The organism is Streptomyces sp. NPDC041940 (assembly GCF_055589465.1).
The window spans coordinates 223,977-236,107 of record NZ_JBVJBP010000003.1; the positions used below are offsets into that span (position 1 = coordinate 223,977).

The 12,131-nt window shown below is 71.7% G+C and carries 9 protein-coding genes; 3 read left to right on the forward strand and 6 right to left on the reverse strand.

Annotation, left to right across the window (positions count from 1 at the left end; all coding sequences use genetic code 11):
* Nucleotides 1-25 precede the first annotated feature (25 nt).
* Entirely contained in the window at nucleotides 26-2,539 is a 2,514-nt protein-coding gene (locus tag ACZ6I3_RS08340; protein WP_469412811.1) for a DEAD/DEAH box helicase, read from the reverse strand.
* A gap of 146 nt (nucleotides 2,540-2,685) precedes the next feature.
* Between ACZ6I3_RS08340 and ACZ6I3_RS08345 the strand changes: the two genes are divergently transcribed.
* Complete coding sequence (locus ACZ6I3_RS08345; RefSeq protein ID WP_469412813.1) at nucleotides 2,686-3,480, forward strand: metal-dependent hydrolase; 795 nt, start codon at nucleotides 2,686-2,688, stop codon at nucleotides 3,478-3,480.
* Nucleotides 3,481-3,527: 47 nt separating this feature from the next.
* Here ACZ6I3_RS08345 and ACZ6I3_RS08350 read toward each other — a convergent pair whose 3' ends face one another.
* The 4 genes from ACZ6I3_RS08350 to ACZ6I3_RS08365 all read right to left on the reverse strand — a co-directional run bounded on the left by ACZ6I3_RS08350 (nucleotide 3,528) and on the right by ACZ6I3_RS08365 (nucleotide 8,107).
* Nucleotides 3,528-3,773 (reverse strand): type B 50S ribosomal protein L31, encoded by a 246-nt coding sequence (locus ACZ6I3_RS08350; RefSeq protein WP_376384044.1) that lies wholly within the window; start codon nucleotides 3,771-3,773, stop codon nucleotides 3,528-3,530.
* A 14-nt stretch (nucleotides 3,774-3,787) separates the two neighbouring features.
* On the reverse strand, nucleotides 3,788-4,258 hold the full coding sequence (locus ACZ6I3_RS08355) for a DUF5709 domain-containing protein (RefSeq protein ID WP_193482264.1): 471 nt from the start codon (nucleotides 4,256-4,258) through the stop codon (nucleotides 3,788-3,790).
* Nucleotides 4,259-4,523: 265 nt separating this feature from the next.
* The gene (locus ACZ6I3_RS08360) at nucleotides 4,524-6,305 is read right to left on the reverse strand and encodes an ABC transporter ATP-binding protein (RefSeq protein WP_469412815.1); all 1,782 of its coding nucleotides are present in this window, start codon (nucleotides 6,303-6,305) and stop codon (nucleotides 4,524-4,526) included.
* The gene (locus ACZ6I3_RS08365; RefSeq protein WP_469412816.1) at nucleotides 6,302-8,107 is read right to left on the reverse strand and encodes an ABC transporter ATP-binding protein; all 1,806 of its coding nucleotides are present in this window, start codon (nucleotides 8,105-8,107) and stop codon (nucleotides 6,302-6,304) included. Before ACZ6I3_RS08365 ends, ACZ6I3_RS08360 begins: the two co-directional genes overlap by 4 nt.
* A 211-nt stretch (nucleotides 8,108-8,318) precedes the next feature.
* Here ACZ6I3_RS08365 and ACZ6I3_RS08370 point away from each other — a divergent pair, with 211 nt between their 5' ends.
* Complete coding sequence (locus ACZ6I3_RS08370) at nucleotides 8,319-9,914, forward strand: peptide-N4-asparagine amidase (RefSeq protein ID WP_469412818.1); 1,596 nt, start codon at nucleotides 8,319-8,321, stop codon at nucleotides 9,912-9,914.
* A 177-nt stretch (nucleotides 9,915-10,091) separates the two neighbouring features.
* A complete protein-coding gene (locus ACZ6I3_RS08375; protein WP_469412819.1) occupies nucleotides 10,092-11,525 on the forward strand; it encodes a cation:dicarboxylate symporter family transporter in 1,434 nt (477 codons plus the stop codon).
* Nucleotides 11,526-11,675: 150 nt separating this feature from the next.
* On the opposite strand, the gene ACZ6I3_RS08380 is transcribed toward ACZ6I3_RS08375, so the two are convergent.
* Complete coding sequence (locus ACZ6I3_RS08380; protein WP_469412821.1) at nucleotides 11,676-12,125, reverse strand: MarR family winged helix-turn-helix transcriptional regulator; 450 nt, start codon at nucleotides 12,123-12,125, stop codon at nucleotides 11,676-11,678.
* Between the last annotated feature and the right edge of the window lie 6 nt (nucleotides 12,126-12,131).

The window sequence follows — 12,131 nt, forward strand, 5'->3', positions numbered from 1 at the left end:
CCTGTGCTCGCTGCGGTCCGGCCGTTCACAGCTGGCCGACGTCGGTGACGCGGACGATGGCACGGCCCTCCGCGTCGGAGGCGGTGAGGTCGACCTCCGCGCTGATGCCCCAGTCGTGGTCGCCGTTCGGGTCGTGGAAGATCTGCCGGACCCGCCACAGGGCGTTCTCCGGCTCCTCCTCGATGAGCAGCAGCTTGGGGCCGCGGGCGTCGGGGCCGGTGCCGAGGTCCTCGTACTCGTCGAAGTACTTGTCCAGTGCCTCGCCCCACGCGTCGGCGTCCCAGCCGGCGTCCGCGTCCATCTCGCCCAGCTCCTCGACCTGGTCGAGGGCGGCCAGCTCGACCCGGCGGAACATGGCGTTGCGGACCAGCACCCGGAAGGCGCGGGCGTTGGCGGTGACCGGCTTGACCTCGTCGGCCTTCTCCTGGGCCTCCTCGGCGGTCATCTCCGCCGGGTTGGCGAGCTGCTCCCACTCGTCCAGCAGGCTGGAGTCGACCTGGCGCACCATCTCGCCCAGCCACGCGATCAGGTCTTGAAGATCCTCGGACTTGAGGTCGTCCGGGACGGTGTGGTCCAGGGCCTTGAAGGCGCTGGCGAGATAGCGCAGCACGATGCCCTCGGTGCGCGCCAGCTCGTAGTGGGACACCAACTCCGTGAAGGACATCGCCCGTTCGTACATGTCACGGATGACCGACTTCGGCGACAGCGGATGGTCGCCGACCCACGGGTGGCTCTTGCGGTAGGTGTCGTACGCGTGGAAGAGCAGCTCCTCCAGGGGCTTCGGGTACGTGATGTCCTGGAGGCGCTCCATGCGCTCCTCGTACTCGACCCCGTCCGCCTTCATCAAGGCGACGGCCTCGCCGCGCGCCTTGTTCTGCTGGGCGGCCAGGATCTGCCGCGGGTCGTCGAGCGTCGACTCCACGACGGACACCATGTCGAGGGCGTACGACGGGGACTCGGGGTCCAGCAGCTCGAACGCGGCGAGCGCGAAGGTGGACAGCGGCTGGTTGAGCGCGAAGTCCTGCTGGAGATCGACCGTGAGGCGGACGACACGGCCGGTCGCGTCCGGCTCGTCGAGCTTCTCGACGATGCCGCCGTCCAGCAGCGAACGGTAGATCGCGATGGCCCGGCGGATGTGCCGCAGCTGCTGCTTGCGCGGCTCGTGGTTGTCCTCCAGCATGCGGCGCATCGCCTCGAAGGCGTTGCCGGGGCGGGCGATCACCGACAGCAGCATCGTGTGCGTCACCCGGAACCGGGAGGCCAGGGGCTCCGGTTCGGAGCCGATGAGCTTCTCGAAGGTCTGCTCCGACCAGGCGACGAAGCCCTCCGGAGCCTTCTTGCGGACGACCTTGCGGCGCTTCTTCGGATCATCGCCCGCCTTGGCGAGCGCCTTCTCGTTCTCTACGACGTGCTCGGGCGCCTGCGCGACGACGAAGCCCTCCGTGTCGAAACCCGCGCGCCCGGCGCGGCCCGCGATCTGGTGGAACTCCCGGGCCCGCAGGGTGCGTACGCGGGTGCCGTCGTACTTGGTGAGGGCGGTGAACAGCACGGTGCGGATGGGGACGTTGACGCCCACGCCGAGCGTGTCCGTGCCGCAGATGACCTTCAGCAGACCGGCCTGCGCGAGCTTCTCCACCAGGCGGCGGTACTTGGGCAGCATGCCCGCGTGGTGGACGCCGATGCCGTGCCGGACGTAGCGGGAGAGGTTGCGGCCGAACTTGGTGGTGAAGCGGAAGTTGCCGATCAGCTCGGCGATCTGCTCCTTCTCCGCGCGCGAGCACATGTTGATGCTCATCAGCGCCTGCGCCCGCTCCACGGCCTGCGCCTGCGTGAAGTGCACGATGTAGACGGGTGCCTGCCGGGCCTCCAGCAGGTCGGTCAGCGTCTCGGTCATCGGGGTGTAGCGGTACTCGTAGGACAGCGGCACCGGACGGGTCGCCGAGCGGACCACCGCGGTCGGGCGGCCGGTGCGGCGGGTCAGGTCCTTCTCGAAGAAGGAGACGTCGCCGAGCGTCGCCGACATCAGCACGAACTGTGCCTGCGGCAGTTCCAGGATCGGGATCTGCCAGGCCCAGCCGCGGTCGCCCTCCGCGTAGAAGTGGAACTCGTCCATCACGACCTGGCCGACGTCCGCGTCCTTGCCGTCGCGCAGCGCGATCGACGCCAGGACCTCGGCGGTGCAGCAGATGACGGGGGCGTCGGAGTTCACGGACGCGTCGCCGGTCAGCATGCCGACGTTCTCCGTGCCGAAGATCTTGCACAGCTCGAAGAACTTCTCCGACACCAGCGCCTTGATCGGAGCCGTGTAGAAGGTGACCTCGTCGCGGGCCAGCGCGGCGAAGTGCGCACCCGCCGCGATCATGCTCTTGCCGGAACCGGTGGGCGTCGACACGATCACGTTCGCGCCGGAGACCACCTCGATCAGCGCCTCCTCCTGGTGGGGATAGAGCGTGAGACCCCGCTCGCCGGCCCACGACTCGAAGGCTTCGTACAAGGCGTCGGGGTCGGGGGTCCGCGGCAGCTGATCGATGAGGGTCACGCCCCCCATCTTGCCTGGCCTGATGCCCGATGCGGGAATCGGCTGCGGGCCCGAAGATCACGAACGCTACGCTGGGTCGCCGACGACACGTCAGCGCACCCGGTCAACTGGACAGCGGCACACGAGGAATGGGGCGGGCAACTGCCATGATGGGACCAGCACACTCACTGTCGGGCGCCGCCGCCTGGCTCGGCGTCGGTGCGGCGGCCGCCGCGGCCGGGCATCCGATGCCCTGGCCGGTCCTCCTCGTGGGTGCCCTGATCTGCGCCGGTGCCGCGCTCGCCCCGGACCTCGACCACAAGGCCGCCACCATCTCCCGGTCCTTCGGACCCCTGTCACGCTGGCTGTGCGAGATCGTCGACAAGCTGTCCTACGCGGTCTACAAGGCGACGAAGAAGCAGGGCGACCCGCGCCGCTCCGGGGGGCACCGGACGCTCACGCACACCTGGCTGTGGGCGGTCCTGATCGGTGCGGGCACCTCGGTCGTGGCGATCACCAGCGACCGCTGGGGCGTGCTGGCGATCCTCTTCGTGCACCTGGTCCTGGCCATCGAGGGCCTGCTGTGGCGGGCGGCGCGCGGCTCCAGCAGCGATGTCCTGGTGTGGCTGCTGGCCGCGACCACGGCGTGGATCCTCGCCGGTGTCCTGGACAAGTCGGGCAACGGCGCGGACTGGCTGTTCGCGGCGCCGGGCCAGGAGTACCTGTGGCTGGGGCTGCCGGTAGTGCTGGGGGCGATCGTCCACGACATCGGGGACGCGCTGACCGTGTCCGGGTGCCCGATCCTGTGGCCCATACCCGTGGGGCGCAAGCGCTGGTACCCGCTCGGGCCGCCGAAGGCCCTGCGGTTCCGTGCGGGCAGCTGGGTGGAGCTCAGGGTGCTGATGCCGGTGTTCATGCTGCTCGGCGGGGTGGGCTGCGCGGCGGCGCTCAACGTCATCTGAGCGCGCCCCGGGCCCGGAAGGCGCGCCCCGGGCCTGGATGACGGGGCTCAGGTGCCGCCGTACCGCCGCTCGAACCGGGCGACCCGGCCCTCCGAGTCCACCGTGCGGGCCTTGCCGGTGTAGAAGGGGTGGCTCTCCGAGGAGATCTCCACGTCCACGACCGGGTAGGTCTCGCCGTCGTCCCACTCGATGCGTTCGCCGCTGGTCGCGGTGGACCGGGTCAGGAAGGCGTATCCGGCGGTCCGGTCGCGGAAGACGACCGGGTGGTAGTCGGGGTGCTTGTCCTGCTGCATGGATGCTCCTTGCCTCAGCCGGACAGGGTGTCCTCGTCGACGACGTGCACGGCGGCCTCCTCGGCCGACGCCGCCGCGCCGTCGATGCCCACGTCCATGGCGACCAGCGCGCTCTCCTCGTCCTCGTGCGCGCCCTCGTCGGGTGCCACGAGCCGGCCGGAGCGGGCGTCGCCGACCTCGTTGTCCAGGAGTTCCCCGTCGGTGCCCTGGCAGTCCCCGAGACCGTCACCGTCCGGGGCGGCGGCATCCGGCAGCTCCTCGGCGAGCCGCTGGTCCAGCGTCTCGCCCGCGCGCCGCTCGGCCGCCGTCACACCGAGGTGCTCGACGGCCCAGGGCCGCTCGGGAGGTGACCAGCCCCGGTCCAGGGGATCGTCGACGCCGTCGTCCACCAGGGTGTCCTCGGCGTCGAGCAGCCCCGTGTCCTCTCGCTGCTCGTCTTGATCCGGTTGGTAGACATCGTCTCCCCAACCGTCGGACCTGTTCACGGGTACCTCCAGGGGGTGGGGACGGGCCCGTTCCCCGAGCCGGTGCCTCCTTCCAGCCTTCCACCCGGCCTCGACACCGCGCAACGCCACGGACCCCTGCCGGGGGCTCGGCCGAGGCCCTGAGGCTTCCGGCCTGTCTCAGACACCGGGCCCCACCGTCTGGCGGGCAGCAGCCGGAGCCGCCGACGGCCCTGGGTCACACGGTCCTGGCCGCCCGGCTCGGCCGGTCGAGGTCCGTCGGTTCAGGTACCGCCGGGGCGGTGCGTCACCCGTGCCAGGACCTCCACAGCGCCGCGTACGCCCCCTCCGCCGCCACCAACTCGTCGTGGCTGCCCAGCTCGCTGATCCGGCCGTTCTCGACGACGGCGATGACGTCCGCGTCGTGGGCGGTGTGGAGGCGGTGGGCGATGGCGACGACGGTGCGGCCGTCGAGGACCCGGGCCAGGGAGCGTTCCAGGTTGCGGGCGGCCCGGGGGTCGAGCAGGGACGTGGCCTCGTCCAGGACCAGGGTGTGCGGGTCCGCGAGGACCAGGCGGGCCAGGGCGATCTGCTGGGCCTGGGCCGGGGTGAGCGCCAGGCCGCCGGAGCCGACCTCGGTGTCCAGGCCGTCGTCGAGCGCCCGGGCCCAGCCGTCCGCGTCGACCGCGCCCAGCGCCGCCCAGAGCTCGGCTTCGACCGCCTCGGTCCGGGCGAGGCGCAGGTTGTCGCGCAGGGAACCGACGAACACGTGGTGCTCCTGGTTGACCAGCGCGACATGGGCGCGGACGCGTTCCGCCGGCATCCGGGACAGCTCGGCGTCGCCCAGGGTGATCCGGCCGTCCCGGGGCGCGTAGATCCCGGCGAGCAGCCGGCCCAGCGTCGACTTGCCCGCCCCCGAGGGCCCGACCAGGGCCAGCCGGGTGCCGGGGGAGACCTCCAGGGACACCTTGCGCAGGACGTCCACGCCCTCCAGATAGCCGAAGTGCACCCGGTCGGCCCGTACCTGGCGTCCCTCGGGCGCCACGGAGGAGTCGCCGGCCTCCGGTTCGATGTCCCGGACCCCGACCAGCCGGGCCAGCGACACCTGGGCCACCTGCAGCTCGTCGTACCAGCGCAGGATCATGCCCACCGGGTCGACGAGCATCTGGGCGATCAGCGCGCCCGTCGTGAGCTGGCCGACGTCGATCCAGCCCCGGAGGGCGAACACACCGCCGACCATCAGGACCGAGGCGAGGACGGTCACGTGGGTGACGTTGATGACCGGGAAGAGCACCGACCGCAGCCACAGCGTGTAGCGCTCCCAGGCCGTCCACTCCTTGATCCGCTGCTCGGAGAGGGCCACCCGGCGGGCACCGAGGCGGTGCGCCTCGACCGTACGGCCGGCGTCCACGGTCTCGGCGAGCGCGGCGGCCACCGCGGCGTACCCGGCGGACTCCGAGCGGTAGGCGGCCGGCGCCCGCCGGAAGTACCAGCGGCAGCCGGCCACCAGCAGCGGCAGGGCGAGCAGCACGGCGAGCGCCAGTGGCGGCGCCGTGACCACCAGCCCGCCCATCAGCAGCACCACCCACACCACGCCGATCGACAGCTGCGGCACGGCCTCGCGCATGGCGTTGCCCAGCCGGTCGATGTCCGTGGTGATCCGCGACAGCAGATCCCCGGTCCCGGCCCGCTCCAGCACGCCCGGCGGCAGCCCGACCGACCGTACGAGGAAGTCCTCGCGCAGGTCCGCCAGCATCCGCTCACCGAGCATCGCGCCGCGCAGCCGCACCTGGCGGACGAACGCCGCCTGGAAGGCCAGCGCGGCCACGAACAGCCCCGCTGTGAGTTCCAGCCGCAGGTCCCGCGCCCCGTCGGACACCCGTTCCACGAGGCCGCCCAGCAGCCACGGACCGGCCATCGAGGCGATGACGGCGACCGTGTTGACGGTGACGAGCAGCAGGAACGCCCTGCGGTGCCGGCGCAGCAGCTCGGCCGCGTAGGCGCGGACGGTCGCGGGGGCGCCGACCGGCAGGGTGTTCGCCGTCGTCGGGGCCGCCGGGTCGTACGCCGGTGGCGCCACGCCGATCATGCCTTCTCCTCGATCTCTTCCAGTTCCGCCAGTACGTCGGTCAGGTCGGCCACACCGTTCGGGGCGGCCTCGTCCTCGGTCTCGCGTGTGACCACCGCCCGGTAGCGGGGCTCGGTGCGCACCAGCTCGCGGTGGGCGCCGACCGCGGCGACCTCGCCGTCGTCCAGGAACACGACCCGGTCGGCGCGGTCCAGCAGCAGCGGGGAGGAGGTGAACACCACGGTCGTGCGCCCCGCGCGCAGCTCCCGCACGCCCTGGGCGATCCGTGCCTCGGTGTGCGAGTCGACGGCCGAGGTGGGCTCGTCCAGGACCAGTACCTCCGGGTCCGTGATCAGCGACCGGGCGAGCGCGAGCCGCTGGCGCTGCCCGCCGGACAGGGACCGGCCGCGTTCGGTGATCCGGGCGTCCATGGGGTCGGCGGCGTCCAGCGAGCCCTGCACCAGCGCCGCCAGTACGTCGTCGCACTGCGCGGCGGCCAGCGCCTTCCGCGGCTCCACGGCCCCGGACGCGGGTACGTCGAGCAGTTCGCGCAGCGAGCCGGAGAGCAGCACCGGGTCCTTGTCCTGGACGAGGACGGCCGTACGGGCCGAGTCCAGCGGGAGTTCGTCGAGCGGCACACCGTCCAGCAGCACCGCGGTGCCCTCCTGCGACGGGTGTCCGCCCAGCCGTTCCGCCAGCCGGCCCGCCGCGTCCGGGTCGCCGCACACCACGGCGGTGAGCCGGCCGGTGGACGCGAGCAGCCCGGTCTCCGGGTCGTACAGGTCCCCGGAGGGGGCCTCGGCGGCGCGGGACCCGGCGGTGTCCGTGGCGCGCTCCAGCGACAGCACGCCCGCGGCCCGCTTGGCCGAGGGCCGTGAGAAGGAGTACGCCATGGCGATCTCCTCGAAGTGCCGCAGCGGATAGGTCAGGACCATCACCGAGCTGTAGACGGTGACCAGTTCGCCGACGGTGATCCGGCCCTGGCGGGCCAGCTGCACGCCGTGCCAGACGACGGCGATGAGCAGCAGCCCGGGCAGCAGGACCTGGATCGCGGAGATCAGGGACCACATCCGGGCGCTGCGCACGGCCGCGTGCCGGACCTCCTGGGAGGCGCTGCGGTAGCGGTCGAGGAACAGTTCCTCGCCGCCGATGCCGCGCAGCACGCGCAGCCCGGCGACGGTGTCCGAGGCGAGTTCGGTGGCGCGTCCGGCCTTCTCGCGCTGGGTGTCGGCCCGCCGGGTGGCGCGGGGCAGCAGGGGCAGCACGGCGAGTGCCAGCACGGGCAGTCCGACGGCCACGACCACGCCGAGCGCGGGCTGGTAGACGACCAGGCCCACGCAGACCAGCACGATGGTGACCAGCGCCGCGGTGAACCGCGACCAGGCCTCCACGAACCAGCCGATCTTCTCGACGTCGCCCGTGGACACGGCGACGACCTCACCGGCCGCGACGCGCCGGGTCAGCGCCGAGCCCAGCTGGGCGGCCTTGCGGGCGAGCAGCTGCTGGACGCGGGCGGCGGCTGTGATCCAGTTGGTGATGGCGGTGCGGTGCAGCATGGTGTCGCCGACCGCGTTGCCGACGCAGGCCAGCGCCAGCAGGCCGCCCGCCAGGGCGAGACGCGCGCCGGAGCGGTCGACGACGGCCTGTACGGCGACACCGACGCAGAATGGCAGCGCGGCGACGGCGGCGAAGTGCAGCAGTCCCCAGGCCAGCGACTTGAGCTGTCCGCCCAGCTGATTCCGGAAGAGCCACCAGAGGAATCGGGGACCCGAACGCGCGTCCGGTACGCCGGGGTCGGCGTAGGGAAGGTCTTGAATCTGCATGACGTCCCAGTGGCTCGTGTCAGGGGGATGGGGGTTCGGCCGATGGCAGCAAACCGTGACAGGTTCGCGTCGCGGCGTGGTCGGAGGCAACCGGTTTTCCGCTGCTCGCGTCTCCCACCGACGGGAACCGGCCGACAGGGGTGGGAACGGCGCTGCCTCGACGGGTGGTTGCTCATTGCGGAGGCGGCGGACTCCCCGTAGAACACCGGCCATGAAGAGACGGATAGTCATGTCCATGCTTGCCGGAGCGACCCTCCTGGCGAGCACCCTCCTCGGCACCGGTCCCGCCCGGGCAGCCGACGTCCCCGCCGAGTTCGGCACCGACTGGCACGACCCGGTCACCGCCGCCCCGCCCGTCGGGCGTCCTGCGGGCAAGTCCTGTGAAGTCACCGTCGCCCAGGCCCAGTTCCGCGACTTCACCCCGTACCGGGGCACGTACACCCCGCCCGGCGACTGCGGCGACCGCTGGAGCAAGGTCGTGCTGCGGCTCGACGGGAAGGTCAAGGGGCGCCAGTACGACCGGCTGGGCTATCTGCACGTCGGCGGGGTGGAGATCTTCCGTACGTCGACGCCGCAGCCCTCGCCCGACGGCATCGAGTGGTCCGTGGAGAAGGACGTCACGCGCTACGGCGACACCTTCCGAGGTCGCCAGGACGTCGAGATGCTCATCGGCAACGTCGTCGACGACACCTACACGGGCGTCCTCGACGTCAAGGTCACGCTGACGTTCTACGAGGGCCGCCCGGACGGCAAGAGCCCCGACCGGGTCCTCACCCTCGACGGCGATTCGGCCCTCACCACCCCGCGCAACAGCGAGCGCATCGTCGCCGAGGTGTACGCCACCGGTTCGGGCGGCGGCTGCGAGGAGTACTGGTACCTCTCGGTGCCCGATCCCGCGCCGTACTCCTGCAAGGCCGGCCGGGGCCCCTACCGGGAGGTGCAGATCCGCGTGGACGGGCGGCTCGCGGGCATCGCCACACCGTTCCCGACCGTGTGGACCGGCGGCTGGTCCAACCCGTTTCTCTGGTACGTGACCCCGGGCCCGCGCGCCTTCGACATCAAGCCGATCACCTACGACCTCACCCCCTTCGCCGGGCTCCTCAACGACGGCCGGCCGCACCGCGTCGAGGTCTCGGTCGTCGGTGTGCCGGAGGGACAGGCCGGCTGGAGCACTCCCGTGAACGTCCTCGTCTGGCAGGACGAGCGGCGCGCCCACGTCACCGGGAAGCTCACCCTGCACCGGGAGGGCGACCTCACCGACTCCTCGGCCTACACGCCCGGTCCGGAGCACCGGGTGGACACCGAGGGCGCGCACCGGCTGACCGTCGCCGGATACGTGGACACCTCGCACGGCCGCGTCACGACGACCGTCGGCCGCTCGCTCGCCCACACCTCCCAGCATCGCTGGACCGACGGCGAGACGAGCGACGGGCTCGATGCCGTCTGGACCGACGACGAGTCGGTGACCATCGACGGGCGCGGACCGGCCCGCGTCACCCGCACCCACCGGACCTACTCGATGGACGGCACGACCACCCTCGGGGCGGGCGACCGGCTGCGCACCGTGCTGACCCTCGGCGACCGCGCCACGACGGCCGAGTCGCGGGGCGGCCGGCGCACGGCCTGGTCGCGCCTGGACGACTCCTACACGGGCGACGCCACGTACACGGCGAACGTGCCCCGCGACCAGCGGCACGCGGTCGGCACCACGAGCGAGCGCTACCGGCTGTACGGCTCGCACGGCTGCTACGACCGCACCCTGACCACGGTGCAGGGGGTGCTCACGGGAGACCGCGACCGCTGCTGAGTGGGGGCGGTGTGGTCAGTGTGACATGCGTCACTTAAGTCACTTTTACGTGTCCGAAACATTGCGGTCTTGTGCGCGATCAAGACAGCCTCCAGAGTGTTCGGTTACGGAAGCAATTTTCCGTATCGCAGAAGTCTCCTCCGGCCTCTGTGTAGCCCGTCCCCCCAAGGAGGCCCCGTGCCACCGTCCGTACCGTCTCTGCCGCGACGTGTCGCACGCACACTGCGTACCTCACTTTTCGCGCAGGTTCTCTGCGCGCTCGTTCTCGGAATCGTCGTCGGAAAGCTGTGGCCGGACACGGCCACGGCTCTCCAGCCGCTCGGCGACGGTTTCACCCGCCTCATCAAGACCGTGATCTCGCCGCTGGTGTTCTGCGTGGTCGTCGTCGGCATCGCCAAGGCCGGTGACCTGAAGGCCTTCGGCCGGATCGGGGTCAAGGCCCTGATCTGGTTCGAGGTCGCCTCCACGGTCGCCCTGGTCATCGGTCTCCTCGCCGCCAACCTCGTCGGGCCCGGCAAGGGCATGAACGTCGACCCCGGCTCGCTGGACGCGGCCGCCGTGGAGAAGACGACCGGCGGCGGGCAGCTGCCCTCCACGACCGAGTTCCTCCTCCACGCGCTGCCCGAGAGTTTCGTCGGAGCCTTCGCCGAGAACGAACTGCTCCAGGTCCTGATCCTGGCCTGTCTGGTGGGCGCCGCCCTGCTGCACCTCGGGCACACCAAGGTGCCGAAGATCCTGCCCGCGATCGACCAGGCCCAGGAGGTCATCTTCGCGGTCGTCGGCTTCGTCATGCGACTGGCGCCGATCGCGGTGTTCGGCGCGATGGCCCACCTCGTCGGCAACTACGGGCTGGGCGTGATGAAGACGTACGCCAAGCTCATCGTGCTCTGCTATGTGGCGGCGGCGTTGTTCATCGTGCTGCTCGCCGTCGCGCTGCGCCTGGTGACCGGGCTCAGCTTGTGGAAGTTCCTGCGCTACATCCGCGAGGAGATGCTGCTCGCGCTCGGTACCGCGTCCACCGAGGCGGTCATGCCGCGGGTGATGCAGAAGCTGCGGCGGGCCGGTGCGCGCGATGACGCCGTGGGCCTGGTGCTGCCCACGGGCTACTCCTTCAACCTCGACGGCGCCTCGCTCTACCTGTCCATCGGCACGCTGTTCATCGCCCAGGCGGTCGGCGTGGACCTGACCCTCGGTCAGCAGGTCACCGTGGTACTGGTGCTGATGCTGACCAGCAAGGGCATGGCGGGCATCCCCGGTTCGGCGTTCCTCGCCCTGTCCGCGACCGCCTCCTCCCTGGGTGCGATTCCGGCCGGAGCGGTCGCCCTGCTGCTCGGCGTGGACCGCATCATGGACTCGATGCGCGTCGTCACGAACCTGCTCGGCAACTGCGTCGCCGTGTTCGCGGTGTCCCGCTGGGAGGGCGCCCTGGACGCCGACCGGGCGAAGAAGACGCTCGACGGGGACTACGCGGCTCTGCCGGAGGACGACGAGGGCGATGGTGACAAGGGCGCCAGGGCCGACGCCTCGGCGGTCGAGCCGACGGCGGCCGATGCCCCGGCCTCGGGCATCCCCACCCAGAAACCCAAGGAACCCGCCCCCGAGGTAGGTTGACCCACCCGAGCCGAACGGGCCGCGGCCACCGCTCCAGCAGCACGAGCGGCGGCCGCGGCCCGTTTCGCGAGCCGTGCCGGCCTCCGTCCCCGCTTGATCGGCGCAGGCCTCGGTGTCACCCGACCCGTCCCCGCCTGATCGGCGAAGCCCTCAGCACCCCCGTGCCGGCGCCCCGTCGATCAGCGTGTCCAACAGCCCCCCGAGGGCCGCACGCTGATCCTCCGCCAGCGGGGCGAGGATCTCCTCCGCGGCCGATCTGCGCGCGGCCCGCAGCTCGCGCAGCGCGCCGTGCCCGTCGTCCGTGAGCTCGATGCGGATCACCCGTCGGTTCGCCGGGTCCGGGACCCGCCGTACCTTTCCGCTCGCCTCCAGCGCGTCGACCAGCGTCGTCACGGCCCGGGGCACGACCTCCAGGCGCTCGGCCAGATCGGCCATGCGCGGCGGCGAGCCCCAGTGCGCGAGGGTGCGCAGCAGCCGGGACTGGGCGGGGGTGATACCGAGGTCGCGCTGCTCCAGATGGCGCTTCTGGATGCGATGGACCCGGCGGGTGAGCCGCAGCAACTGCTCGGCGAGCAGGCCGTCGGGATCGGGCGTGGTCATGCGGGA

Bases quoted from the DNA above. Each gene is read 5' to 3' on its own strand.
- ACZ6I3_RS08370 (WP_469412818.1), top strand. From the start codon at position 8,319: ATGAAGAGACGGATAGTCATGTCCATGCTTGCCGGAGCGACCCTCCTG.
- ACZ6I3_RS08345 (WP_469412813.1), top strand. From the start codon at position 2,686: ATGATGGGACCAGCACACTCACTGTCGGGCGCCGCCGCCTGGCTCGGC.
- ACZ6I3_RS08380 (WP_469412821.1), bottom strand. From the start codon at position 12,125: ATGACCACGCCCGATCCCGACGGCCTGCTCGCCGAGCAGTTGCTGCGG.
- ACZ6I3_RS08350 (WP_376384044.1), bottom strand. From the start codon at position 3,773: ATGCAGCAGGACAAGCACCCCGACTACCACCCGGTCGTCTTCCGCGAC.
- ACZ6I3_RS08365 (WP_469412816.1), bottom strand. From the start codon at position 8,107: ATGCAGATTCAAGACCTTCCCTACGCCGACCCCGGCGTACCGGACGCG.
- ACZ6I3_RS08360 (WP_469412815.1), bottom strand. From the start codon at position 6,305: ATGATCGGCGTGGCGCCACCGGCGTACGACCCGGCGGCCCCGACGACG.